Origin of the sequence: Pantoea piersonii, from assembly GCF_003612015.1 — a bacterium.
Classification (GTDB): Bacteria; Pseudomonadota; Gammaproteobacteria; order Enterobacterales; family Enterobacteriaceae; genus Pantoea; species Pantoea piersonii.
This window is the reverse complement of sequence record NZ_RARB01000001.1, coordinates 364,041-387,796: the sequence shown is the minus strand read 5'-3', so window position 1 is coordinate 387,796 and position 23,756 is coordinate 364,041. Positions and strand designations below refer to the sequence as shown.

The window sequence follows — 23,756 nt, the reverse complement described above, 5'->3', positions numbered from 1 at the left end:
AACTATGGCCGTAACTAAGCTGGTTCTGGTCCGCCACGGCGAAAGTCAGTGGAACCAGGAAAACCGCTTTACCGGATGGTATGACGTGGACCTTTCTGATAAAGGTCGCACCGAAGCCAAAGCAGCCGGTCAGCTGCTGAAAAAAGAAGGTTTCGTCTTCGATTTTGCTTACACCTCCGTGCTGAAACGCGCCATTCACACTCTGTGGAATGTTCTTGATGAGCTGGATCAGGCCTGGCTGCCGGTTGAGAAATCCTGGCGTCTGAACGAGCGCCACTATGGCGCGCTGCAGGGTCTGGACAAAGCGGAAACCGCTGCCAAATATGGCGACGACCAGGTGAAACAGTGGCGTCGCGGCTTCGCGGTTACACCGCCGGAGCTGGATCGCAGCGACGAGCGTTTCCCCGGCCATGACCCGCGCTATGCGAAGCTGAGCGCTGAGCAGCTGCCGACCACTGAGAGCCTGGCGCTGACCATCGATCGCGTTATCCCTTACTGGAACGAGAGCATTCTGCCGCGCATCAAAAGCGGCGAGAAAGTGATCATCGCTGCGCACGGCAACTCGCTGCGCGCGCTGGTGAAATACCTCGACAATATGAGCGAAGATGAGATCCTTGAGCTGAACATCCCGACCGGCGTTCCGCTGGTTTATGAGTTCGACGAGAATTTCAAACCGATCAAACACTACTATCTGGGCGATGCGGACGAGATCGCGGCGAAAGCTGCAGCCGTCGCTAACCAGGGTAAAGCGAAGTAAGCGTTAGCTGAAATGCAGAAAGGCCAGAAAGATGTCTGGCCTTTTTTATTGCTGCCGCTCGGGTGGTGACGTGAACGGCATCTGAGTCGCTGCTAATCAGCCGCGGCGCTGCTTAACGGCGGCCGCCAGCTGGCGCAGCACTTTATCTGTGTCACTCCAGCCGATGCAGGCGTCGGTAACGCTCTTGCCGTAGACCAGCGGCTCGCCGCTCTCCAGGCTCTGATTGCCCTCGACCAGATGACTTTCAATCATCACGCCCATAATGCCGTGCTCGCCGCCTGAAATTTGCGCCGCCACGTCATCTGCTACTTCCATCTGCTTCTGATACTGCTTGCTGCTGTTGGCGTGGCTGAAGTCGATCATCACCTGCTGAGGCAGACCGGCCTTCTCCAGCCCGGCTTTTACCGCGCTGACGTGCTGCGCGCTGTAGTTTGGCTCTTTGCCGCCGCGCAGAATGATATGGCAGTCCGCATTGCCGCTGGTTTCCACAATCGCCGAGTGGCCGTACTTGGTCACAGAAAGGAAACAGTGCGGCGAACCGGCGGCGTTAATCGCATCGATAGCCACTTTGATGGTGCCGTCGGTGCCGTTTTTGAAGCCGACCGGACAGGAGAGTCCTGACGCCAGTTCGCGATGCACCTGCGACTCGGTGGTGCGCGCGCCGATGGCGCCCCAGCTCATTAAGTCCGCCACGTACTGCGGCGTAATCATATCGAGAAACTCGCCTGCCGCTGGCAGTCCGCTGTCATTGATCTCCAGCAGCAGCTGGCGCGCCAGACGCAGGCCGTCGTTCAGCTGGAAGCTGCCATCCATATAGGGATCGTTAATCAGCCCTTTCCAGCCCACGGTGGTGCGCGGCTTTTCAAAATAGACGCGCATCACCACTTCCAGCTCGCCTTTCAGTTCGTCACGCAGCTTCAGCAGGCGCGAAGCGTACTCTTTTGCCGCCTGCGGATCGTGAATCGAACAGGGGCCAATTACCACCAGCAGGCGATCGTCCTGGCCCTGCAAAATCTGATGGATAGCGTCGCGGGCGCGGGCAACGGTGCGAGCGGCATTATCGGTTGCGGGAAATTTTTCCAGCAGCGCAACGGGAGGCAGCAGCTCTTTGATATCCCGAATGCGTAAATCATCGTTCTGGTAATTCATTAATCATTCCATTTATTTCTGGCCCAACGCGCGTCGGGCACAACCCGCCCAATTTATCCCGTTGCGCCCGGAGTGTAAATTCAGGACGCATCTTAAATGCACGCGTGAAATTTGCATTTATAGGGTTCTCAACTAGGCTTTTACTTGTAAGCACTGAGGAATGGTTCGCTTACATTATTTATCTCTTCCGGACGACCTTTGGGTGAAATTAAATTTCGCCGGAACATCTTTGCGTCAAACTGCAGCATCGGGTTTCAAACAGCAGCTTTCATTGATTACAGGAGCATAATGATGAATAAATTTGCAATGATTTTTCTGACGGCGGCAATGACATTAGGCAGCGGCGCGGCAATGGCCGACAATAACGGTACCGCTAACCAGGCGGCTGAAGCAGGCGCGGCAGCGGGCGGCGCAAAACAGAATCTGCCGCCGAATAAAGTCAATAATGACAAGATTAATAACACTGACACCAATACTAATCCTGCGGCTAATGGCGGCAGCACGAGCGGCAGCAATATGTCCGCTAACGAAATGGATCAAAATAGCCAGTGTAAAGATGGCAAGTGCCCGGATATTAACAGCAAGGTGCAAACCAAAGAGGGCGGCGGTAAAGTCGACCGTAAAACCGACGGCACCACACAGTAATATATTCTGGAGAGCTTCGGCTCTCCATTATTTTTCTCTACGCTAACTTCCGCTATGCTGGGGCAATGAATCCTGTCAGGAAATTTTCATGGCCTCGCTGTTGTTGATAGATGACCATCCGCTGGTTGAAGTGGCGCTGGAAGCCGCGCTTGAACGAGCGCCCTTCCCCATCCTTTTACGGTCCGCCGCCAGCGAACAGCAGGCGCGCCAGCTGCTGACGCAGCCCACTGATATTATCGTGCTGGATATCGGGCTGCCGGACGGCGACGGGCTGGAAATCCTGCGTCGCCTGAAGATCCACTTCCCCTTGATCCCGGTTCTGATCTATTCGGCTCAACAGAGCAGTCACTATTTGCGCAGCGCGCAGGCGCTGGGCGCGGCAGGCTATGTCGTCAAAAGCCAGCGTATGGAGCAGCTGCTGAGCGCTATTCTCGCCGTGCTGGGCGGCCAGCTCGCTTTTCCGCCCGCCGCTGACGCGCCTGCCCTGCCGCTCACCAGTAAAGAACAACAGGTGCTGGCACTGCTGGCGACCGGCCTCTCTAATCTGCAAATCGCCGAACAGCTGCATATCAGCAACAAAACCGTCAGTACCCATAAAAAGAATATTCTGGAAAAAACCGGCGCGCGCTCGGTGGTGGAGCTGGCTGACCTGTGGAAAGCGCAGCAGTGAAATGGCTGCTACTGCTGCTCTCTCTGGTCGTTACCCTAACCTGGGCGGAAGTGCGGCCGGTCAGCAGCCTGGATCTGCCGATGATGATGCCTGTCAACGGCGCCGATACGATGCAGGGAAAAACGCTGCGCGTCGGGCTGCTGGAGGAGAGTAACGCGCCCTGGACGATGCGCGTCGGCGACGAGCTGTACGGTCTTGACGCCGATGCGCTGGCCGCGCTGCATCAGCTCACCGGCGCCCGCTTCACACTAAAGCTGTTCGCCGATCGCGCGCAGCTGATGGCAGCGCTGCAGAGCGGCCAGATCGATTTTGCGCTGGGCGCGCTGCCGAACCCGCTGCCGGCGGGCGTGCTGCACAGCGAAAGCTGGTTCAGCAGTCCGCTGCGCATCTATCGCAGCCAGCGCAACGCGCGCGCCGTGATGTTCAATAGTCAGAACGCGCAGCTCGCTATTAGCGGCGTGACGCTGGCGCAGCTGCCCGCAGCGGTTGCGGAAAAACATCGCTGGCGCACCTACAGCAACGATCTCCAGGCGCTCTCCACGCTGCTGAATCAGCAGAACGACTATGTGGTGGCGGATGAGATCAGCGCCAGTTTTCTGCTCAGTCAGCTGCAGCAGGGGGAGATCTATCAGATCGCCTCACAGCTGGATGTCGGCCAGCTGACGCTGCGCGCTTTCGCCCGTGATGCCGGGCTGATCGACTGGCTGAATCAGAGTCTGCGCCAGCTGCCTGCCGAGCTGGTGACCAATCTGCAGTCGCGCTGGGGCGCACCGCTGCCGCGCTATCAGGATACGCAAACCCTGATGCTGAGCGCGGCGGAGCGCGCATGGCTGCGCGCGCATCCGGTGATCGACTACGCGGCGGAAAGCGACAACGCGCCCTGGAGCTACCGTGACAGCAACGGCGCGGCGCGCGGCTACAGCGTCGATCTGCTGAACGCTATCGCGCAGAGCAGCGGCGTTCGCTTCGCGCCGCGCTGGGTCGCTGGCCCGCAACAGGCTGATGAACTGCTGGCGCAGCATCAGGTGATGCTGCGGCTGACACAGCCGCTCAACGGCGAAGCGACGCAAAACGCCACGCTGCCGGTCTGGCGCGCGCTGTGGGGCATTTATAGTCGGCGCGACGCCAGCTTTAGCCGCTGGCACGATCTGTCGGGCAAACGCATCGGCCTGTTGCGCGACGATGTGGCGACGCAACTGTTGCCGCCGGACGTGACGCCGCAGGTATTTACCGATCGCGCCAGCCTGTACGACGCGCTGGCGAATGGGCAGATCGATGCGCTGGCCGATAATGTATTGTCGGCGCGCTGGCGCATCGCCGGACGCTACGGCGATCGGCTGCATCTCGCCTTCGCCGCCAGCGATATCGCCTGGCCGATCGCGCTGGGCGTGACCGCCGACCAGCCGCTGCTGCGTCCGCTGATCAACCGCGCGCTACAGCAAATTCCCGTCGACACGCAGCGTCAGATGCGTGACGGCTGGCTGACGCCGCCGCAGCCGGGCAATGTGATGGCGATGCGCGCACTGCCGCGGCTGGTGCTCGCCGCGGCGGGCGCGGCTATCGTCATTTTACTGCTGCTGCTGGCGCGCCGTTACTGGCAGCAGCGTCGCGAGCGTCTTCAACGTCAACAGGCCGAGCGCGCCAATGCGATGAAAAGCCAGTTTCTTGCCACCGTCAGCCATGAGTTACGTACGCCGATGCAGGCGATTCTGGGTCTGCTGGAGCTGGAAAAAGCGCGCTCCGCGAACCTGGCGCTGGTCTACAGCAGCGCCCGTTCGCTGCTGACGCTGCTGAACGATCTGCAGGATCACGCGCGTATTGAGAGCAACAGCTTTGCCCTTGCGCCGCGTCCGCTGGCGCTGGGGGAATGGCTGGCGCAGCAGCAGCGCTTTTATCATCCGCTGATGCGCGTGGACGGCCCGACGCTGAGCGTCGAGGCGCTGACGCCGCTGCCGGATCGCGTGATGATAGATGCGGATCGGCTGCAGCAGGTGATCAATAACCTGATGACCAATGCGCTGAAATTCACGACCGAGGGCGAGATACGCCTGACGCTCGCCGCCGACGAACGGCTGGTATTTACTTTGCGCGACAGCGGCAGCGGCATTCCGCCGGAAGAGCAGGCGAAGCTGTTCGATCCCTGGTATCAGGCGCCGTCCGGCAAAAAGGTATCGGTGCAGGGCAGCGGGCTGGGGCTGTTTATCTGCCGGGAGATTGTGCAGCGCATGGGCGGCGACATCGCGCTGCGCTCGCAGCCCGGCAGAGGCACCGACGTGACGGTGACGCTGCCGCTGCAGCGCTGCGAGGCCGCGCCGCAGGAGAACGCTATCCTGCCCCGCTACGCCGCGCTGCGCGTCGCCATCGTCGACGATCATCCGGCGAATCTGCTGGTGTTGCAGCAGCAGCTGGCGCGGTTCGCGGTTGAGGCGGACTGTTTTGCCGAGGGGCGCGCCCTGCTGCGCGCCGACGCCGCTCGGCCCTACGATCTGCTGTTTATCGACCAGATGATGCCGCACCCGGACGGCCAGCTGCTGCTGCGGCTGCTGCGTCGCCGCGACCGCCAGCGTCAGACGCTGCCGATGCGGGTGCTCTGCTCCGCAGACGCGCAGTTGCTCAGCCTGCCTCTGCAGGAGAACGAACGCGTGCTGATCAAGCCAGTGCAGCTCAGCGATCTCGCCGCGCTGCTGGCGCATTTCGATCGGGACCCGCTGGCGGCGCTGGATGATAATCTGCGGCAGCTGGCGCAGCAGAACGAGAAATTTCTGGCGCGTCTCAGCCAGACTCTGCGCGACGCGCTGAACAGCGACGTGGCGCGCATTACAGCGGCGCGCGCGACAAGCGACTGGACACAGCTGGCGGAGGCGGCGCATCGCCTGAAGGGAAGCTGGCTGCTGATCGGTATGCAAGAGGGTGCCGCACTCTGTCAGCAGCTGGCCGATCGCGCTAAACAGCAGCAGGACGCGCCGGACGACTGGGATTTGCTACTATTACTCACCAACAGGTTACTGAAAAAACTGGACTCTTATGGCTCATAATCACTCTCATAGCGCGCCGGCAGGCAATCGTAAACGCCTCGCGGCCGCCTTCGCCGTGACGGCACTCTTTATGGTGGCGGAGGCGGTTGGCGGATGGATCTCCGGCTCGCTGGCGCTGCTGGCCGATGCCGGACATATGCTCACCGACGCCGCCGCGCTGCTGATGGCGCTGCTGGCGGTGCATTTCGCCCAGCGCAAACCCAACGCCCGTCACACCTTTGGCCTGCTGCGTCTTACCACGCTGGCGGCGTTCGTTAACGCAATAGCCCTGCTGGTGATCACCGCGCTTATCGTCTGGGAGGCGCTGCGCCGCTTTTACCAGCCGCAGCCGGTAACCGGCGGCCTGATGCTCGGCATCGCCATCGGCGGCCTGCTGGCGAATATGCTCTCTTTCTGGCTGCTGCACCATGGCAGCGAGGAGAAGAACCTTAATGTGCGCGCTGCTGCCCTGCACGTGATGGGCGATCTGCTCGGCTCGGTCGGCGCGATTGTTGCGGCGTTGATTATTCTTTATACCGGCTGGACGCCCATCGACCCGATTCTGTCTCTGCTGGTGTCGCTACTGGTGCTGCGCAGCGCCTGGGCGCTGCTGCGCGAAAGCCTGCACGAACTGCTGGAGGGCGCGCCGGAAGTGATCAATGCGGAGAAGCTGACGCGCGATTTAACGCTGAATATTCCGGAGGTGCGCAACGTGCACCATGTGCACGTCTGGCAGGTGGGCGAGAAACCCGTGGTAACGCTGCACGTGCATGTGATCCCGCCTTACGATCACGATGCGCTGCTGCAGCGTATCCATCACTATCTGCACCAGAAGTATAAAATTGAACACGCTACGGTGCAGATGGAGTATCAGCCGTGCGCCACGCCCGACTGCGAGCTTGGCTTTAGCGATAGCTCAGAGCCGGCGCATCACCATCATCACGGCGAACATGCGCATCCTCACTGACGCGCCAGCGCGCGCGAGCCATGCTGGCGCGCGCTCGCTATCCACATGCGCGAACCGTTAACCGCAATCAGCGTCAGAATCACATACTCCAGCGCCATGGCGTAGACGCCCTGACGCGCGAAGATCATGACGCTGATGATGTCGATAACCACCCACAGCAGCCAGTTTTCGACATATTTACGCGTCATCAGGATCATCGCCACGATAGAGAGCACCATCATGCTGGCGTCCCAGAACGGAAAGGCATCGGGCTGCAGCGTCGGCATCGCAACCTGCAGGCCAAGCGCGTTCATCAGCGATACGGCGATCTGGGTCAGGAAAGCGAAGACCGGATCGATATAGCGCGTCATCAGCGCAATGGCGACGACGCAGACCGCCCCCCAGCCCAGCGCTTTCGGCAGCGGCAGCCAGCGGATTTTCAGCGCAGCCTGGCGATCGTCGGTTTGTCGACTCCATGCGTACCAGCCATAGACATTCGCGACGAAGAAGAAAAGCTGCAGCAGCAGGCTGGCGTAGAGCTGGATCTGAAAGAAGATCGCGGCGAACAGCGTGACGTTGATCAGGCCGAACGGATAGTTGATGACTTTCTCCAGACTGGCAAGCCAGATGCAGAGCAGCCCCGCCAGCGTGCCGATGGCTTCAATCCATGAAAGATCGTAGCCGCCCGCGCCGAGCGGAATATGAACCAGGATATTGCTTGTGCTGAAAAAATCCATCATCTGTTCCTCAGGCGTTCCCTTTGACCTTAAGTTTAAGTTCCGCAGCAAAGGATAGCATGCGGTTGAGCGGCAATAATGCCGCCTCGCGCAGCGCAGCATCAACCGCTATTTCATGCTGCGCGCCGCCCTGCTCCAGCCCTTCGGCAATGGCTTTAAGGCCGTTCATCGCCATCCAGGGGCAGTGCGCGCAGCTGCGGCAGGTGGCGCCTTCGCCCGCGGTGGGCGCTTCCAGCAGCGTTTTTTCCGGCACCGCCTGCTGCATTTTGTAGAAGATGCCGCGATCGGTCGCCACGATCATTTGCGGATGCGGCAGCCGCTGCGCCGCCTGAATCAGCTGGCTGGTCGAGCCGACCGCGTCAGCCAGATCGACCACCGCCTGCGGCGATTCCGGATGCACCAGCACCGCCGCGTCGGGATAAAGCGCTTTCATGCGCAGCAGCGCCTGGGTTTTGAATTCGTCATGCACAATGCAGGCGCCCTGCCAGCAGAGCACGTCCGCGCCGGTTTTTTGCGTAACGTAGCGGCCGAGATGACGATCCGGCGCCCAGATGATCTTTTCGCCCAGGCTGTCGAGATGGTCGATCAGCTCAACCGCAATGCTGGAGGTCACAACCCAGTCAGCGCGCGCTTTGACCGCCGCCGAGGTGTTGGCGTAAACCACCACGGTACGGTCGGGATGGGCATCGCAAAAAGCGGTGAACTCTTCAATGGGGCAGCCGAGATCAAGGGAACATTCAGCCTGCAGCGTTGGCATCAGCACGGTTTTTTCCGGGCTGAGGATTTTGGCGGTTTCGCCCATAAAACGCACGCCCGCCACCAGCAGCGTTGAGGCGGGATGCGTGCTGCCAAAGCGCGCCATCTCCAGCGAGTCCGCTACGCAGCCGCCGGTCTCTTCCGCCAGCGCCTGGATTTCCGGATCGGTGTAGTAGTGAGCCACTATCACCGCATTGCGTTCTTTTAGCAGGCGTTTGATTTTGCTGAGGTAAAATTGTTTTTCGTCGGCACTGAGCCGCGCGGGTTTGGCCGGAAAGGGCCAGGCTGCGTTTTCTGTATCGAATAAAGCACTCATTACACCGCTCTCGTTTTATCAAATGAACGAAAATCATTTAAAATAGCGGATATATGCGTTCATTCCGCCATCGTGTTTTATATGCTAAACACGATAGCGGAAACGACCCGTGGTGTCGTGCTCTTTTTTAAGCAGCAGCTTAGCGCGGCTCCTCGACGAACAGCGGCAGCACGCCCGCTTTTTGCGGCATTTCCAGATCCAGCAGGAAGGCTTTGACCTCCAGCCCGCCGGCAAAGCCTGTGAGCTTGCCGTTGGCGCCGATAACGCGATGACAGGGCGCGACGATAGAGAGAGGATTTCTGCCGTTCGCCGCCCCCACCGCGCGCACCGCCTGCGGATGCCCAATCTGGCGGGCGATTTCGCTGTAGCTGCGCGTTTCTCCAAAGGGGATCGCCACCAGCGCATTCCACACTTTTTTCTGAAACTCGGTGCCGACGAAGTCGAGCGGCAGCGTAAAGCAGCGGCGTTCGCCGGCAAAATATTCCCGCAGCTGACGCTCGGCTTCAATAAGGACTGGATGCGCCTCATCGCGCGTTTGTGGCAGAAAGCGCGAACCATGCGGGTCGTCGTTTTTCCACAGGATGGCTGCGAGTCCGCGCTCGCTCGCCACCAGTTTCAGTTCGCCCACCGGCGTGGAGACAAGTTTGAAGTGATACATGATGCCGTTCTCCCGGTTTGAGACAGTCTCTATTGTCGCATTTTATCCATGGCGCGCTGGCCGTTTTCGGTCATCAGGCTAAACTGCTTTGCTGTCCGAAAACAGCGAGTCTGCATCAAAAACCGGGTATAGGCTCTGTTTATTTGCAGGAGTCATCATGTTCGATTCTGAGATTGCTTATCAGGCGTTAACCTCGCGCGATACCCGTTTCGACGGCGTTTTTTTCGTCGGCGTCACGTCGACCGGCATTTACTGCCGCCCCATCTGTCCGGTTAAAGCGCCGCAGCAGAAAAACTGCCTGTTTTTCGCCAGCGCCGAAGCGGCGGAGAAAGCCCATTTTCGTCCCTGCTTGCGCTGTCGGCCCGAGCTGGCGCCGGGCAATGCGCCGGTCGACCAGCCTCACCGCGTGGCGGATCGGCTGATTCAGCGTATTGAAGAGGGCATGCTGGAGGAGCGCGAAGGGCTGGAGGCGATCGCCGCCGAGTTTGGCGTTAGCCTGCGTCAGCTACGTCGTATCGTGCAGCAGGAACTTGGCGTATCGCCGCTGGAGCTGAAGCAGACGCGCCGTATGCTGCTGGCGAAGCAGCTGTTGACGGAGACGCAGCTGCCGGTGACGGAAGTGGCCTACGCCAGCGGTTTCAGCAGCCTGCGCCGTTTTAACGACGTGTTTCGGGCGCGCTATCGCATGACGCCGAGCGCGCTGCGAAAAGGCATCAGCGCCGCGACGCGCACACAGCCGGGCGACAGCGCCACGCTGCGCCTTGTGTATCGCCCGCCCTATGACTGGGAGGCGATGCTGGCCTTTTTGCAGACGCATGTCATGAAAGAGGTCGAGGCGGTGCAGGATGGCACCTACCGGCGCACCGTGGCGCTGGGCCGCTGTCGCGGCTGGGTCAGCGTGTCCCATTTGCCTGACAAGAGCGCGCTGCAGGTCACTTTTTCCACTTCGCTGACGCCGGTGTTGCCGCTGCTGCTTCGACGACTGCGCGATCTTTTCGACCTCAACGCCCAGCCGCAGATAATTGCCGCCTGTCTGGCTCAGGATGCGTTACTGGCTCCCAGCCTGATAGCGCATCCCGGTTTACGTGTGCCGGGCGCATTCGACGCGTTTGAGCTTGGCGTGCGCGCTATTATCGGCCAGCAGGTGACGGTTAAGGCCGCCACCACCGTCAGCAGCCGCTTTGCCGCCGCCTTTGGCGAGCCCTGCGAGACGCCCTTCCCCGATCTGACGCGCTACACAGCCCAGCCAGAGCGCATTGCCAGCCTGACGGTAGACGATGTTGCGCCGCAGGGTATCGTCAGCGCGCGCTCGCGCGCCATTATCGCTTTTGCGCAGGCGTGCGCAGCAGGAACGCTGCGCTTTAACGCCACTCAGTCGCCGGAGACGGTAATGAAACAGCTGGTCGCGCTGCCGGGCATTGGCCCCTGGACGGCGCACTATATTGCTATGCGCGCCCTGCGCTGGCCGGACGCTTTCCCCAAAGAGGATATCGCCATCCGTAATAATCTTGGCGGCCTGAAGCCGTCTGAGGCGGAGGCGCGTTCCCGGCAGTGGCGTCCATGGCGCAGCTATGCGGTGATGCATATCTGGGAGAGCCTTACGGCTGCGAAGGCGAAGAAAAGGTCGTAACCGAGAGGAGGGCGCGGAAATAAAATTTGTCCTGCGCAGGCTCTCATCCTGCACGTTAAGCTCAGGTGCACAGAAACGAAAAAAGCGCCCATAAGGCGCTTTTTTCTGAACTGGTGGGTCGTGCAGGATTTGCCTCGGCCCGTCCGGGGCCTCGCCCTCGGGGTGATGCTTCGCATCAGCCTGAATCGCTCCGGCGATTCAGTCGAACCTGCGCAGGCTCTCATCCTGCTCGTTAACCTTGTACGCGCAAAAACGAAAAAAGCGCCCGTTGGGCGCTTTTTCCTGAATTGGTGGGTCGTGCAGGATTCGAACCTGCGACCAATTGATTAAAAGTCAACTGCTCTACCGACTGAGCTAACGACCCGCTTGGGGCTTACAACCCGCAAACCTGAAGCCTGCGAAAAGATGGTGGGTCGTGCAGGATTCGAACCTGCGACCAATTGATTAAAAGTCAACTGCTCTACCGACTGAGCTAACGACCCATCTTTAGGTTGTGAAGCGATGCTGAAGTTTCGCAGTAACAGAGAAAAGAACCTGTTCGCTGAGAAGATGGTGGGTCGTGCAGGATTCGAACCTGCGACCAATTGATTAAAAGTCAACTGCTCTACCGACTGAGCTAACGACCCATCTTCAGGCTTGCCAGACACATTTGTAATCTGTCCCGGCAACGGCGGCATATATTACTGATTTACCGATGTAGCGCAACCCTTATTTTCCACCAGCGGCGTCAACTGCTTACCTTTCATGCTGCCAGACCAGAAATCAGGCAAAATCCGGTGCTGGCTGCACAAATTACAGCCCGTCGAGGCGTTTTTGCGCCTGCTTTGCTGAATCGGTATTGGGGTAAAGTTTGATCACCTGCTGGTAAACCGCTTTAGCTTTCGCCGTGTCGTTTTTCTCCTGCATGATGACGCCAACCTTTAGCAACGCTTCAGAGGCTTTCGGCGACTTCGGGTAATTTTTCACCACGGTGGCGTAATAATAAGCCGCGTCGTCTTTTTTACCTTTGTTGTAATTCAACTGCCCCAGCCAGTAATTGGCGTTCGGCTGATAAGTTGAATCAGGATAGCGCTTCACCCACGCCTGCAGCGCGGCGATCGCCTGGTCATACTGTTTCTTTTCCAGAATCAGCGCTACCGCAGCGTTATAGTCGCTGTTAGCGTCGCCGCTCTGCACCGGCGCGCCTGATGAGGCCGCTGCGGCGCCTGCGCCCGCACTGGCCGCCGCACCCGCACCTGCATCAGCGCCTGCAGCCGGTGCGGCAGCGCCGCTTTGCGCCGCATTATTCGCGCCGCTGCTGCTCAGGCTGTCGATCTGCTGATAGAGCTGCTTTTGCCGCTCGATGACCTGATTAAGCTGGTAGCTGTTTTGCTGGATTTGCCCGCGCAGGGAATCGATATCGCTTTGGTTGTCGCTCATCTGCTGCTGCAGTTGCTGCAGAAGCTGAGCCTGGGCATTGGAAATTCGTTCAAGATTGGTGACACGGTCTTCGACCGAGCCAGAGCCGACGCTACTGATTGACGCCTGGGCATTAGCGGCCCAGGGGGCCGCTACGCCAACCAGTAACGACAGACCCAACAGATGAAGTCTGAAGTTACTAATCATGTGATTCTCTTAGTAGACCAGAACGGCACGACGGTTTTTAGAGTAAGCCGCTTCGTCATGACCCAGAACAGCCGGTTTCTCTTTACCGTAAGAGACGATTGACATCTGGTCAGCTGACACGCCTTTGCCCTGCAGGTACATCTTCACGGCGTTAGCACGACGCTCGCCCAGTGCGATGTTGTATTCCGGCGTACCGCGCTCATCCGCGTGACCTTCGATGGTCACTTTGTATGACGGGTTGCCGCGCAGGAAGGCTGCGTGCTGGTCCAGCATCTGAGCGTAATCAGACTGCACGTCATATTTGTCCAGACCGAAGTAAACGATGTTGTTCTGCTGCAGCTGCTGCATCTGCAGACGCGCCTGCTCGTCAGAAGACATGTTGCCGCTGCCGTTCATGCCAGAACCGTTGCCGTAAGCGCCATCAGCGCCCATGCCAGTCTGGTCGTTATTGTTGTTTTTGTGTGAGCTACAAGCGGCTACAGCCAGAACCGGCAGAGCCAGCATCAACCCTTTCAGCACTTTGTTCAGTTGCATTTCAAAATCCCATTATTGTTAGATGTTTGCTTAACCCGCAGAAACGGGTATCACAGATACGGCGACCAGGCAGGGAATTTAACCTGTCCATCGGTTGCCGGAAGACGCGCTTTGAAACGCCCATCGGTTGAGACCAACTGCAACACGGAACCCATCCCCTGAGTAGAGCTATAGATTACCATCGTGCCGTTCGGTGCCAGGCTTGGCGTTTCATCCAGGAACGTGTTCGTCAACGTTTGGACGGCACCCGTTTCCAGATCTTGTTTGGCGACGTGCTGCGCACCACCGCTGGTGCTGATCATCACCATAGACTTACCATCGGTTGAGACGTCCGCATCCTGGTTTTGTGCGCCTTCCCAGGTAATACGCTGCGGCGTGCCACCGTTGATGCCAATTTTGTAGATTTGCGGCGCACCAGCCTGATCCGAGGTATAGGCCAGCGTCTGGCTGTCCGGGAACCAGGTCGGTTCGGTGCTGTTATAGCGTCCGTCGGTTATCTGACGCGTCTGGCCTGAGCCCAAATCCATTACGTAAAGGTTAAGACTGCCGGTTTTCGACAGGGCGAACGCCAGTTTAGAGCCGTCCGGAGAGAACGCCGGCGCGCCGTTGTGACGCGGATAAGAAGCGACCTGACGGATAGCGCCGTTAGAGAGCGTCTGCACCACCAGCGCCGATTTGCCGCTTTCAAAGGTGACGTAAGCGACTTTGGAACCGTCCGGCGACCATGCAGGCGACATCAGCGGCTGCGGCGAGCGATGCACCACAAACTGGTTGTAACCATCGTAATCCGCTACGCGCAGCTCATACGGGAACTGGCCGCCGTTGGTCTGCACGACGTAGGCGATACGGGTGCGGAACGCGCCCTTGATGCCCGTCAGCTTTTCAAATACTTCGTCGCTGGCGGTGTGCGCCGCATAGCGCAGCCACTGTTTCGTGACCTTGAAGGAGTTCTGGGCGATAACATTGCCCGGCGAACCGGCGGTATCGACCAGCTGGTAAGAAACCTGATAGCTGCCGTCCGGGTTCGACTGAACCTGACCGACGACTACCGCGTCGATGCCCAGCGCGGTCCATGCCGCAGGCTGAACTTCCTGGGCGCTGGTCGGCTGCTGCGGCAGACGAGAAACGTCCAGCGGATTGAACTTGCCGCTGTTGCGCAGGTCAGCGCCGACGATGCCGCCGACATCTTCCGGCGCCGCGCCGGAACCGGCCCATTTAAAAGGCACAACGCCAATTGGACGGGCCGTGTTGACGCCCTGTGTAATTTCGATGCGGACTTCTGCATGCAGCATGGCCGCCCACAACAGTATAAAAAAGCCTAACGTGACACGAAGAGCTTGCTTCATCTTATCTCCCTTATCTGAACCTCAGTCCACGATAACTGGCACAGTTCCTGAAAAACATGACTTCTGTTTGTTTACGGCTTAACCATAGATCAAGCTGACGTAAGATACTGCATTATTGCGGCTTGAAATCCAGCGGCGCGTTCTTAAAGACCTGATAAACGTCCTGCGTCGGCGGCTTAGGAATACGCGCCTGACGCGCGGCCGCTAACGCCGCCTGACAGAGCGCGGGATCGCCCCCTTCCGCTTTGGCGTCAATCAGCAAACCATCCGGCGCCAGCTTGATGCGCAACGTACAGGTACGACCCTTGTAGTTTTCCCAATCGTAAAACTTACTCTGGATCGCTGCCTGGATCTGGCCCGCATAGTTGCTGATATCCGCACCGGACGCGCCCGATTTTTTCTGGTTGCCCTGCCCTGCCGGCGCGCCGCCGCTGGCGTTGCCGCTCTTCGGCGCATTTTTGCCGGAGGTGAGGCCGCCAAGCAGATCGTCAACGTCGCTGCTGTTTTTCGCCGCTTCCGCCGCTGCTTTTTTCTTCGCATCGGCTTTCGCTTTAGCCGCCGCTTCCGCTTTGGCCTTCGCCTCGGCAGCTGCTTTCTCTTTCGCGGCCTCCGCCTTCTCTTTCGCGGCCTCCGCTTTTTCTTTGGCTTCCTGCGCGGCCTTCTCTTTGGCCGCTTCGGCTTTCTCTTTCGCTTCCTCAGCGGCCTTCTCTTTTGCCGCCTCGGCTTTTTCTTTCGCTTCCTGCGCGGCTTTCGCTTTGGCATCCGCCGCTGCTTTCGCTTTCGCCTGCGCCTCGGATTTTGCCTTCGCGTCAGCAGCTGCTTTGGCGTCAGCAACCGCTTTCTCTTTCGCAGCAGCGGCGGCGGCGGCTTTCGCCTGCTCTTCCGCCTTTTTCTTCGCGTCGGCAGCAGCCTGTTTTGCCTGCTCTTCCGCTTTCTGCTTCGCTTCAGCGGCGGCTTTCGCCTGCGCCTGCGCTTCAGCTTTCGCATCGGCTTTGGCTTGCGCGGCGGCGGCTTCGGCCGCTTTCTGCTGCTCCTGCGCCGCTTTAGCAGCCGCTTCCGCCTGTTTCTGCTGCTCAGCCTGCTCTTTGGCCGCTTCCTGCGCCTGCAGGCGCTCTTTTTCCAGCGCCTTCAGGCGTTGCTGTTCAGCGGCCTGCTTCTGTTGAAGCTCTTCAGCCTGCTGCTGCGCCTGCTTCTGACGCTGCTGCTCGGCGCGCTGGCTGTCGCTTTTCTGGTTCTGCTGACGATTGTACTGTTCCACTACAGCGCCGGGATCGACCATTACCGCGTCGATATCGCTGCCGCCGCCACCGCCGCTCGCCTCAATATTCTCGTTGAACGAGCTCCAGACCAGCAGCGCGATCAGCACGACGTGGAGAGCTATCGATATAATTATCGCGCGCTTTAACTTCTCGTTTTGCTCGGTTGCCTTCGACACACTCGGTTCCCAAAAACGGTTCGACTTTAAATCGGCTGCGTCATCAAACCGACAGATTTAACGCCTGCCTGATGCAGCAGGTTAAGCGCTTTAATAATTTCGTCGTAAGGCACATCCTTTGCGCCGCCAATTAAAAAGACGGTTTTTGGATTCGCCTCAATGCGACGCTGCGCTTCGCTTACTACCTGTTCCGGCGGCAGCTGCTCCATACGATCGTGATCCACCACCAGGCTGTACTGGCCAACGCCCGAGACTTCTACAATCACCGGCGGATTATCGTCGCTGGAGACCGTTTTCGAATCGGTGGCGTCCGGCAGATCCACTTCTACGCTCTGGGTAATAATCGGCGCTGTCGCCATAAAGATCAGCAGCAGCACCAGCAGGACGTCGAGCAGCGGAACGATATTGATTTCCGATTTCAGGTCGCGGCGACCGCGACCACGTACTCTGGCCATGAGTTACCTCCGCTTACTTCGCGTTATCGCTGGAGAAAGCCTGACGGTGCAGGATGGCCGTGAACTCTTCCATAAAGTTGTCGTAGCCCTGCTCCAGCTTATTGACGCGCTGGTTCAGTCGGTTATAGGCCATGACTGCCGGGATCGCGGCAAACAGACCGATCGCGGTGGCGATCAGCGCTTCGGCGATGCCCGGCGCAACCATCTGCAGCGTCGCCTGTTTTACCGCGCCCAGCGCGATAAAGGCATGCATAATGCCCCAGACGGTGCCGAACAGACCGATATAGGGGCTGATAGAGCCGACGGTGCCAAGGAACGGAATATGGTTCTCCAGGGTTTCCAGTTCGCGGTTCATTGAGATGCGCATGGCGCGGCTGGCGCCTTCGACCACGGCTTCAGGCGCGTGGCTGTTAGCGCGATGCAGACGGGCGAACTCTTTGAAGCCGGCATAGAAAATCTGCTCTGAACCGCTCAGCTCTTCGCGACGTCCCTGGCTCTCCTGGTAGAGACGAGAAAGCTCAATGCCAGACCAGAATTTGTCTTCGAACGCTTCCGCCTCGCGTCCCGCCGCATTCAAAATACGGGTGCGCTGAATAATGATGGCCCAGGAGGCAATGGAAAAGCCGATCAAAATCAACATGATAAGTTTGACCAGAAGGCTCGCCTTCAGGAACAAATCAAGAATGTTCATGTCAGTCACTGCTTGAACTCCGCGACAATAGACTTGGGAAGCGCAATCGGCTTCATAAGATGTGGGTTAATGCAGGCAATCAGGACTTCTGCTTCATTCAGGACTTTGCCTTCTGCATTCACGATACGCTGGGAAAATGTCATGGTCGCGCGCGTCATCGCGGTGACTTCGCTCTGGATTTCCAGAAGGTCATCAAGACGTGCCGCCGAAACATAGTCCACCGTCATGCGCCGCACCACAAAAGCAACCTGCTCTTCCAGCAGAGTTTGCTGATTGAAATGGTGCTGACGCAACATCTCGGTACGTGCTCGTTCATAAAAAGCGATATAGCTGGCATGGTAAACCACGCCACCGGCATCGGTATCTTCGTAATAGACCCGAACCGGCCAGCGAAACAGCGTTGTACTCACTCTACATCCCGGTCTCGTTTTTAAACGTTGCTACTATACGCAAGAGATTTGGGGTTGGGAATGGGATGCCAGAGCCAGGAGAAAATAATTATCGGACGGAAACAAACGGAAGGATTTTCAGTAGATTTCTTGACCTGCCGCTGACAATACTCCACAGCCAGCGGCAGCTGTTACAGGTTATCGCCAGAACCAGTAGAGAGCCAGCAACAGGACGATCAGGGCCACCGGCGGCGAGAAGAGCGCCTGCCAGCGCGTACGGCGCGGGTGAAAGCCTACGCCGTGGATCACGCCAGCGCATACCGCCCAGATCACCAGAATGCCTTGCCATACCGACAGGGTGCTGGTGCGCGCGGCGTAGCGCGAGGGATCCCAGAACAAACAGCCCGCCACAATCAGCGCCAGAATGAGCGAAAGGGCCCGCAGGGGCCCTTTGTTCATCAGACGATATGCCGTCCGAATCAGCTTGCGCATCAGGCACGCTCGTCCTGTGCGGCGCTCTCTTCAACATGCTCAAGCGCCAGCGCGGTGATCACGCCAAAAGCGCAGGCCAGCAGGGTGCCGAGAATCCAGGCAAAATACCACATGCGTCGTCTCCTTAATCAGTAGAGAGAGTGCGTATTGCGCTCAATATGTTCTTTCGTGATACGCCCGTACATCTTGTAATAGCACCAACTGGTGTAGGCCAGAATAATGGGCACGAAGATGATGGCGGCAAAGGTCATAACCGTCAGCGTGCGCTGGCTCGAGGTGGAATCCCACATCGTCAGGCTCATGCCGGGTTCGATGCTCGACGGCATGACAAAGGGAAACAGCGCAATACCTGCGGTCATGATGACACACGCCAGCGTCAGCGATGAGCTGACAAACGCCCAGCCGCCCTTCTCGCTGCGCGAGAACATCACCGTCAGCAACGGCAGCACCACGCCGAGCAGCGGAAAGAGCCACAGCGCCGGCATATGATTAAAGTTCGCCAGCCAGGCACCCGCCTCGCGTACGACGGTTTTTCCCAGCGGGTTCGACGCCGCGTGGTGATCGATAGCGCTGGTGATGACATAACCATCGATGCCATATTTCACCCAGACGCCCGCCAGCACGAAACAAACCATCATCACCAGCGCGGCGACCTGCGACACGGTGCGCGAACGCAGGTGCAGTTCGCCAGTGGTGCGCATCTGCAAATAGGTTGCGCCCTGCGTCAGAATCATCGCCACGCTGATAACGCCCGCCAGCAGCCCGAACGGATTGAGCAGCTGGAAAAAGTTGCCGGTGTAGTCGAGGCGTAAATATTCATCCGCATGGAACGGCACGCCCTGCAGCAGATTGCCGAACGCCACGCCAATCACCAGCGGCGGAACGAAGCTGCCAAGAAAGATGCCCCAGTCCCACATGCCGCGCCAGCGCATATCTTCAATTTTAGAACGATAATCGAAACCTACCGGACGAAAAAAGAGTGACGCCAGCACCAGAATCATCGCCACGTAGAAGCCAGAGAAGGCGGCGGCGTAGACCATCGGCCAGGCAGCGAACAGCGCGCCGCCTGCGGTGATCAGCCAGACCTGGTTGCCATCCCAGTGCGGCGCGATGCTGTTGACCATAATGCGGCGTTCGGTATCGTCGCGTCCCATCAGGCGCGTCAGCATGCCGACGCCCATATCAAAACCGTCTGCCACGGCGAAGCCCACCAGCAAGATGCCGACCAGCAGCCACCAGATAAAGCGCAGAACTTCATAATCAAACATGGTTGCTCTCCTTAACCGCGTACCGGCTCAGCCGCCGTCGGGACCTGCTCATGGTGATATCGTCCGGTTTTCAGGCTGCTCGGACCAAGGCGCGCGAATTTAAACATCAGATACATTTCCGCCACGAGGAACAGCGTGTAGAGACCGCAAATCAGCAGCATGGAAAAGAGCAAATCGCCCACGGTCAGGGAAGAGTTCGCTACCGAGGTCGGCAGCACTTCGCCGATCGCCCAGGGCTGGCGGCCATATTCGGCGACAAACCAGCCCGCTTCTACCGCGATCCACGGCAGCGGAATGCCGTAGAGCGCCGCTTTCAACAGCCAGCGATGCTTGCCAATACGGTTGCGGATCACGCTCCAGAACGAGAAGGTGATGATACCCAGCAGCAGCACGCCCGCCAGCACCATAATGCGGAAGGCGAAATAGAGCGGCGCCACGCGCGGAATAGAATCTTTTACCGCCTGCTGGATCTGCGCTTCAGTCGCATCCGCCACGTTCGGCGTATAGCGTTTTAGCAGCATGCCGTAGCCCAGATCCTGTTTGCTCTGGTTAAACGCCTCGCGCACCGCCGGATCTTCGCTGCCGCTGCGCAGCTGGTTCAGCAGCGCATAGGCTTTCATGCCGTTGCGGATACGCACCTCATGCTGCGCCATCAGATCTTTCAGGCCGGTTACCGGCGTATCGATAGATCGCGTCGCAATCAGGCCAAGCAGCCAGGGGATCTGCACCGCATCGGCGTTTTCATGTTTCTCCTGATTTGGCAGGCCGAACAGCGTAAAGGCCGCTGGCGCAGGCTGGGTTTCCCATTCAGCCTCAATAGCGGCGAGTTTGGTTTTCTGCACGTCGCCCATTTCGTAGCCCGACTCGTCGCCCAGCACAATCACCGAGAGCACTGCAGCCATGCCGAAGCTGGCGGCGATGGCGAAAGAACGTTTCGCGAAGGCGACATCGCGTCCTTTAAGCAGATACCAGGCGCTGATGCCGAGGATAAAAATGGCGCCGGTGGTGTAGCCCGCCGCGACGGTATGCACGAATTTCACCTGCGCCACCGGGTTAAGCACCAGTTCGGAGAAGCTCAGCATCTCCATGCGCATGGTTTCATAGTTGAATTCAGAGGCGATGGGATTCTGCATCCAGCCATTCGCCACCAGGATCCAGAGCGCCGAGAGGTTGGATCCCAACGCCACCAGCCAGGTGACTGCCAGATGCTGCGTTTTGCTCAGGCGATCCCAGCCGAAGAAAAACAGGCCGACAAAGGTGGATTCCAGGAAGAACGCCATTAACCCTTCAATGGCGAGCGGCGCACCGAAAATGTCGCCGACGTAGTGAGAGTAATAAGACCAGTTGGTTCCGAACTGAAACTCCATGGTCAGGCCGGTGGCCACGCCCAGCGCAAAGTTAATTCCGAATAACTTGCCCCAGAATTTGGTCATATCTTTATAGATTTGTTTGCCGCTGAGGACGTAAACCGTTTCCATAATAGCCAGCAAAAACGCCATACCGAGCGTTAACGGGACAAACAGGAAATGGTACATCGCCGTTAAGGCAAACTGTAAACGCGACAGCTCGACGATATCTAACATAATGACTCCTTGCTCCTCGCATGACCTTATTCTGCGAATAACAACGGCGAACAGCAGGTATTGACGCAGAGAATAAGATTCAGGAACGACTGATTATTGATTCCAGTTTTTTGTTACCGACGGCTCACAGTGATCCGCGGCCCGACGTGAGCGAGTAACGGTAGTGAAACTTCCCCTAAAAGCATCCTCAGTCCGTTCCGGGCAGGCGAGAGAACAACTGCCGCCATCCGATTATTGATCTCTGGCGCAATCTCCTGGATGTTTCTGGAAATGACTGAATTGATGCAGCGCAATTAAAACCGGTTGGCTTACGCTTTGCCAGCGGTAAAGTTTGTTAAATATCGAGAAGCTTTGATCTGGATTAACGCTTTTAATTTCCAGATATGTAGTCTGAAGATTATTGTTAATTAGTTGTCACAGAGAAATGGCGTAATTTAGAAAAGCATTACCTTTAATTTTACTTTTTAACTCTACTTCCAAAAAGAAACTCCTTTTTTTCCGCCACGCCAGCCTCTTTTTACCCGCTCTGTAATGGGAGTTTTCGCCGCACCGGCTTTCTTTTGGGCAAAAAAAAGCCACCCCGAAGGGTGGCCTGAGTGCTGATGCGTAACGCGCTTATTTCGCTGGCAGCACCGCTTTTACCGCATCGCCAATATCCGCCAGGCTGCGAACGGTTTTCACGCCTGCCGCTTCCAGCGCAGCGAACTTCTCGTCCGCTGTGCCCTTGCCGCCGGCGATAATAGCGCCTGCGTGGCCCATACGTTTGCCTTTCGGCGCGGTCACGCCTGCGATGTAGCCGACAACCGGTTTGGTGACGTGCTCTTTAATAAACGCCGCCGCCTCTTCTTCCGCGCTGCCGCCGATCTCGCCGATCATGACGATCGCTTCAGTCTGCGGATCATCCTGGAACATTTTCAGGATGTCGATGAAGTTAGAACCCGGGATCGGGTCGCCGCCGATGCCGACACAGGTAGACTGGCCGTAGCCGATGTCTGTGGTCTGCTTCACCGCTTCATAGGTCAGGGTGCCGGAGCGCGACACGATGCCGACGCGGCCAGGCTGGTGAATGTGGCCCGGCATGATGCCGATTTTGCATTCGCCTGGGGTGATCACGCCCGGACAGTTTGGTCCGATCATGCGCACGCCCGCTTCGTCCAGCTTCATTTTCACCGTCAGCATATCCAGCGTCGGGATGCCTTCGGTAATGGTAATGATCAGCTTGATGCCTGCGTCGATCGCTTCCAGGATGCCGTCTTTACAGAACGGCGCAGGAACATAGATTACCGTCGCAGTCGCACCGGTCGCTTCTACCGCTTCACGCACGGTGTTGAACACCGGCAGGCCCAGATGCGTGGTGCCGCCTTTGCCCGGCGTAACGCCGCCGACCAGCTGCGTGCCGTAAGCCAGCGCCTGTTCAGAGTGGAAAGTCCCCTGACCGCCAGTGAAACCCTGGCAAATCACTTTAGTGTTTTTGTCGATCAGAATAGACATTATTTCCCCTCCGCAGCCGCAACAACGCGCTGTGCCGCGTCAGTCAGGCTGGTTGCTGCAATGATGTTCAGTCCGCTGTCCGCCAGTTTCTGCGCGCCCAGCTCGGCGTTGTTTCCTTCCAGACGTACCACGACCGGTACGTTGACGCCCACTTCAGCGACGGCGCCGATGATGCCGTCAGCGATCAGGTCGCAGCGCACGATGCCGCCGAAGATGTTAACGAAGACCGCTTTTACCGCGTCGTCGGAGAGGATGATTTTAAAGGCTTCAGTTACGCGCTCTTTGGTCGCGCCGCCGCCCACGTCAAGGAAGTTAGCTGGCTGGCCGCCGTGGTGTTTCACGATGTCCATGGTGCCCATCGCCAGACCTGCGCCGTTAACCATACAGCCGATGTTGCCTTCCAGCGCGACGTAGTTCAGTTCCCACTGCGTTGCGTGCGCTTCGCGCGGATCTTCCTGGCTCGGATCGCGCATTTCGCGCAGCTCCGGCTGACGGAACAGCGCATTGCCGTCCACGCCCAGCTTGCCGTCGAGGCAGACCAGATCGCCCTGCTTAGTGATCACCAGCGGGTTGATCTCAACCAGCGCCAGATCGCGCTCCAGGAACATGGTCGCCAGGCCCATAAAGATTTTAGTGAACTGGCTGACCTGTTTGCCGGTCAGGCCCAGTTTGAACGCCAGCTCGCGGCCCTGATAAGGCTGCGGACCGGTCAGCGGATCGAGCGCCATTTTGTGGATCAGGTGCGGCGTCTCTTCCGCTACTTTCTCAATCTCAACGCCGCCTTCGGTCGAGGCCATAAAGACCACGCGACGGGTAGCGCGATCGACTACCGCGCCCAGATAGAGTTCCTGATCGATATCGGTCGCCGCTTCAACCAGGATCTGGTTTACCGGCTGGCCTTCTGCGTCAGTTTGATAGGTCACCAGGCGTTTGCCCAGCCAGTTTTCAGCGAAAGTACGGATATCTTCCTTGCTGTTGACCACTTTCACGCCGCCCGCTTTACCGCGTCCGCCGGCATGAACCTGACATTTAACTACCCACGGGCCTGAACCAATTTTAGAGGCCGCTTCTTCCGCTTCGCGTGGCGTAGTACAGGCGTAGCCCGTTGGTGCCGGCATACCATACCGTGCAAACAGCTGTTTCGCCTGGTATTCGTGTAAGTTCATGATGTTCTATCCATTCAGGTCTG

23 protein-coding genes, 3 tRNA genes and 1 other RNA gene are annotated in these 23,756 nt (G+C 58.4%); 6 read left to right on the top strand and 21 right to left on the bottom strand.

Annotation, left to right across the window (positions count from 1 at the left end; translation table 11 throughout):
- Window positions 1-4 precede the first annotated feature (4 nt).
- Window positions 5-757: a 2,3-diphosphoglycerate-dependent phosphoglycerate mutase gene (gpmA, locus tag D7S44_RS01930; protein ID WP_103794935.1), complete on the top strand. Its 753-nt coding sequence runs from the start codon at window positions 5-7 to the stop codon at window positions 755-757.
- Between the two features lie 96 nt (window positions 758-853).
- On the opposite strand, the gene aroG is transcribed toward gpmA, so the two are convergent.
- Complete coding sequence (gene aroG, locus D7S44_RS01925; protein ID WP_120451514.1) at window positions 854-1,906, bottom strand: 3-deoxy-7-phosphoheptulonate synthase AroG; 1,053 nt, start codon at window positions 1,904-1,906, stop codon at window positions 854-856.
- 288 nt (window positions 1,907-2,194) lie between these two features.
- Between aroG and D7S44_RS01920 the strand changes: the two genes are divergently transcribed.
- The 4 genes from D7S44_RS01920 (at window position 2,195) to zitB (ending at window position 7,202) form a co-directional block, all read left to right on the top strand.
- The gene (locus D7S44_RS01920) at window positions 2,195-2,551 is read left to right on the top strand and encodes a YbgS-like family protein (RefSeq protein ID WP_120451512.1); all 357 of its coding nucleotides are present in this window, start codon (window positions 2,195-2,197) and stop codon (window positions 2,549-2,551) included.
- 88 nt (window positions 2,552-2,639) lie between these two features.
- Entirely contained in the window at window positions 2,640-3,221 is a 582-nt protein-coding gene (locus D7S44_RS01915; protein ID WP_120451510.1) for a response regulator transcription factor, read from the top strand.
- Window positions 3,203-6,256 carry a hybrid sensor histidine kinase/response regulator gene (locus D7S44_RS01910; RefSeq protein WP_120451508.1) on the top strand — a complete coding sequence of 1,018 codons (3,054 nt, stop codon included), beginning with the start codon at window positions 3,203-3,205 and terminating at the stop codon, window positions 6,254-6,256. The genes D7S44_RS01915 and D7S44_RS01910 overlap by 19 nt, the downstream gene beginning before the upstream one ends.
- The gene (zitB, locus tag D7S44_RS01905; RefSeq protein WP_120451506.1) at window positions 6,246-7,202 is read left to right on the top strand and encodes a CDF family zinc transporter ZitB; all 957 of its coding nucleotides are present in this window, start codon (window positions 6,246-6,248) and stop codon (window positions 7,200-7,202) included. The genes D7S44_RS01910 and zitB overlap by 11 nt, the downstream gene beginning before the upstream one ends.
- On the opposite strand, the gene pnuC is transcribed toward zitB, so the two are convergent.
- From pnuC to D7S44_RS01890, 3 genes are all read right to left on the bottom strand, one after another.
- Window positions 7,196-7,918: a nicotinamide riboside transporter PnuC gene (pnuC, locus tag D7S44_RS01900; protein WP_120451504.1), complete on the bottom strand. Its 723-nt coding sequence runs from the start codon at window positions 7,916-7,918 to the stop codon at window positions 7,196-7,198. The two genes, zitB and pnuC, sit on opposite strands and share 7 nt — an antisense overlap.
- Before the next feature lie 10 nt (window positions 7,919-7,928).
- Window positions 7,929-8,990 (bottom strand): quinolinate synthase NadA, encoded by a 1,062-nt coding sequence (gene nadA / locus D7S44_RS01895; protein WP_120451502.1) that lies wholly within the window; start codon window positions 8,988-8,990, stop codon window positions 7,929-7,931.
- A gap of 139 nt (window positions 8,991-9,129) precedes the next feature.
- Window positions 9,130-9,648, bottom strand: a complete 519-nt coding sequence (locus D7S44_RS01890; RefSeq protein ID WP_120451499.1) for a methylated-DNA--[protein]-cysteine S-methyltransferase — start codon at window positions 9,646-9,648, stop codon at window positions 9,130-9,132.
- 157 nt (window positions 9,649-9,805) lie between these two features.
- On the opposite strand from D7S44_RS01890, the gene D7S44_RS01885 reads away from it, so the two are divergent.
- Complete coding sequence (locus tag D7S44_RS01885; RefSeq protein WP_120451497.1) at window positions 9,806-11,278, top strand: AlkA N-terminal domain-containing protein; 1,473 nt, start codon at window positions 9,806-9,808, stop codon at window positions 11,276-11,278.
- A gap of 111 nt (window positions 11,279-11,389) precedes the next feature.
- Here the strand turns inward: D7S44_RS01885 and D7S44_RS01880 are convergent.
- The 17 genes from D7S44_RS01880 to sucC all read right to left on the bottom strand — a co-directional run bounded on the left by D7S44_RS01880 (window position 11,390) and on the right by sucC (window position 23,733).
- A non-coding RNA gene (locus D7S44_RS01880) (RtT sRNA) lies at window positions 11,390-11,523 on the bottom strand.
- Between the two features lie 43 nt (window positions 11,524-11,566).
- Window positions 11,567-11,642: transfer RNA gene (locus D7S44_RS01875), tRNA-Lys, on the bottom strand.
- Window positions 11,643-11,684: 42 nt separating this feature from the next.
- Window positions 11,685-11,760: transfer RNA gene (locus D7S44_RS01870), tRNA-Lys, on the bottom strand.
- Between the two features lie 68 nt (window positions 11,761-11,828).
- Window positions 11,829-11,904 (bottom strand) — tRNA-Lys (locus D7S44_RS01865).
- Window positions 11,905-12,070: 166 nt separating this feature from the next.
- On the bottom strand, window positions 12,071-12,883 hold the full coding sequence (gene cpoB, locus D7S44_RS01860; RefSeq protein ID WP_120451495.1) for a cell division protein CpoB: 813 nt from the start codon (window positions 12,881-12,883) through the stop codon (window positions 12,071-12,073).
- A gap of 9 nt (window positions 12,884-12,892) precedes the next feature.
- The gene (gene pal / locus D7S44_RS01855; protein ID WP_120451493.1) at window positions 12,893-13,417 is read right to left on the bottom strand and encodes a peptidoglycan-associated lipoprotein Pal; all 525 of its coding nucleotides are present in this window, start codon (window positions 13,415-13,417) and stop codon (window positions 12,893-12,895) included.
- A gap of 50 nt (window positions 13,418-13,467) precedes the next feature.
- Window positions 13,468-14,763: a Tol-Pal system beta propeller repeat protein TolB gene (tolB, locus tag D7S44_RS01850; protein ID WP_120451491.1), complete on the bottom strand. Its 1,296-nt coding sequence runs from the start codon at window positions 14,761-14,763 to the stop codon at window positions 13,468-13,470.
- 112 nt (window positions 14,764-14,875) lie between these two features.
- Window positions 14,876-16,198: a cell envelope integrity protein TolA gene (gene tolA, locus D7S44_RS01845; RefSeq protein WP_120451489.1), complete on the bottom strand. Its 1,323-nt coding sequence runs from the start codon at window positions 16,196-16,198 to the stop codon at window positions 14,876-14,878.
- A gap of 26 nt (window positions 16,199-16,224) precedes the next feature.
- Window positions 16,225-16,653, bottom strand: a complete 429-nt coding sequence (gene tolR / locus D7S44_RS01840; RefSeq protein ID WP_033751683.1) for a colicin uptake protein TolR — start codon at window positions 16,651-16,653, stop codon at window positions 16,225-16,227.
- Between the two features lie 13 nt (window positions 16,654-16,666).
- Window positions 16,667-17,353, bottom strand: coding sequence for a Tol-Pal system protein TolQ (gene tolQ / locus D7S44_RS01835; RefSeq protein ID WP_120451487.1), 687 nt, complete (start codon window positions 17,351-17,353; stop codon window positions 16,667-16,669).
- Window positions 17,350-17,754, bottom strand: coding sequence for a tol-pal system-associated acyl-CoA thioesterase (ybgC, locus tag D7S44_RS01830; protein WP_120451485.1), 405 nt, complete (start codon window positions 17,752-17,754; stop codon window positions 17,350-17,352). Before ybgC ends, tolQ begins: the two co-directional genes overlap by 4 nt.
- A gap of 177 nt (window positions 17,755-17,931) precedes the next feature.
- On the bottom strand, window positions 17,932-18,225 hold the full coding sequence (gene ybgE / locus D7S44_RS01825) for a cyd operon protein YbgE (protein ID WP_120451484.1): 294 nt from the start codon (window positions 18,223-18,225) through the stop codon (window positions 17,932-17,934).
- Complete coding sequence (cydX, locus tag D7S44_RS01820; RefSeq protein WP_120451481.1) at window positions 18,225-18,338, bottom strand: cytochrome bd-I oxidase subunit CydX; 114 nt, start codon at window positions 18,336-18,338, stop codon at window positions 18,225-18,227. Before cydX ends, ybgE begins: the two co-directional genes overlap by 1 nt.
- 15 nt (window positions 18,339-18,353) lie before the next feature.
- Window positions 18,354-19,493, bottom strand: a complete 1,140-nt coding sequence (cydB, locus tag D7S44_RS01815) for a cytochrome d ubiquinol oxidase subunit II (protein ID WP_120451479.1) — start codon at window positions 19,491-19,493, stop codon at window positions 18,354-18,356.
- A gap of 11 nt (window positions 19,494-19,504) precedes the next feature.
- Window positions 19,505-21,076, bottom strand: coding sequence for a cytochrome ubiquinol oxidase subunit I (gene cydA, locus D7S44_RS01810; protein WP_120451477.1), 1,572 nt, complete (start codon window positions 21,074-21,076; stop codon window positions 19,505-19,507).
- A gap of 615 nt (window positions 21,077-21,691) precedes the next feature.
- Window positions 21,692-22,567: a succinate--CoA ligase subunit alpha gene (sucD, locus tag D7S44_RS01805; protein ID WP_013025067.1), complete on the bottom strand. Its 876-nt coding sequence runs from the start codon at window positions 22,565-22,567 to the stop codon at window positions 21,692-21,694.
- Window positions 22,567-23,733, bottom strand: coding sequence for an ADP-forming succinate--CoA ligase subunit beta (sucC, locus tag D7S44_RS01800; protein ID WP_120451475.1), 1,167 nt, complete (start codon window positions 23,731-23,733; stop codon window positions 22,567-22,569). The genes sucD and sucC overlap by 1 nt, the downstream gene beginning before the upstream one ends.
- Window positions 23,734-23,756 lie beyond the last annotated feature (23 nt).

Excerpts from the sequence above, each read along its gene's own strand:
- cpoB (WP_120451495.1), bottom strand. The coding sequence starts at position 12,883 with ATGATTAGTAACTTCAGACTTCATCTGTTGGGTCTGTCGTTACTGGTT.
- D7S44_RS01890 (WP_120451499.1), bottom strand. The coding sequence starts at position 9,648 with ATGTATCACTTCAAACTTGTCTCCACGCCGGTGGGCGAACTGAAACTG.
- pal (WP_120451493.1), bottom strand. The coding sequence starts at position 13,417 with ATGCAACTGAACAAAGTGCTGAAAGGGTTGATGCTGGCTCTGCCGGTT.
- ybgE (WP_120451484.1), bottom strand. The coding sequence starts at position 18,225 with ATGCGCAAGCTGATTCGGACGGCATATCGTCTGATGAACAAAGGGCCC.
- cydA (WP_120451477.1), bottom strand. The coding sequence starts at position 21,076 with ATGTTAGATATCGTCGAGCTGTCGCGTTTACAGTTTGCCTTAACGGCG.
- gpmA (WP_103794935.1), top strand. The coding sequence starts at position 5 with ATGGCCGTAACTAAGCTGGTTCTGGTCCGCCACGGCGAAAGTCAGTGG.
- sucD (WP_013025067.1), bottom strand. The coding sequence starts at position 22,567 with ATGTCTATTCTGATCGACAAAAACACTAAAGTGATTTGCCAGGGTTTC.
- pnuC (WP_120451504.1), bottom strand. The coding sequence starts at position 7,918 with ATGGATTTTTTCAGCACAAGCAATATCCTGGTTCATATTCCGCTCGGC.
- tolB (WP_120451491.1), bottom strand. The coding sequence starts at position 14,763 with ATGAAGCAAGCTCTTCGTGTCACGTTAGGCTTTTTTATACTGTTGTGG.
- aroG (WP_120451514.1), bottom strand. The coding sequence starts at position 1,906 with ATGAATTACCAGAACGATGATTTACGCATTCGGGATATCAAAGAGCTG.
- zitB (WP_120451506.1), top strand. The coding sequence starts at position 6,246 with ATGGCTCATAATCACTCTCATAGCGCGCCGGCAGGCAATCGTAAACGC.
- D7S44_RS01885 (WP_120451497.1), top strand. The coding sequence starts at position 9,806 with ATGTTCGATTCTGAGATTGCTTATCAGGCGTTAACCTCGCGCGATACC.
- cydB (WP_120451479.1), bottom strand. The coding sequence starts at position 19,493 with ATGTTTGATTATGAAGTTCTGCGCTTTATCTGGTGGCTGCTGGTCGGC.
- nadA (WP_120451502.1), bottom strand. The coding sequence starts at position 8,990 with ATGAGTGCTTTATTCGATACAGAAAACGCAGCCTGGCCCTTTCCGGCC.
- D7S44_RS01915 (WP_120451510.1), top strand. The coding sequence starts at position 2,640 with ATGGCCTCGCTGTTGTTGATAGATGACCATCCGCTGGTTGAAGTGGCG.
- cydX (WP_120451481.1), bottom strand. The coding sequence starts at position 18,338 with ATGTGGTATTTTGCCTGGATTCTCGGCACCCTGCTGGCCTGCGCTTTT.
- sucC (WP_120451475.1), bottom strand. The coding sequence starts at position 23,733 with ATGAACTTACACGAATACCAGGCGAAACAGCTGTTTGCACGGTATGGT.
- tolR (WP_033751683.1), bottom strand. The coding sequence starts at position 16,653 with ATGGCCAGAGTACGTGGTCGCGGTCGCCGCGACCTGAAATCGGAAATC.
- D7S44_RS01920 (WP_120451512.1), top strand. The coding sequence starts at position 2,195 with ATGATGAATAAATTTGCAATGATTTTTCTGACGGCGGCAATGACATTA.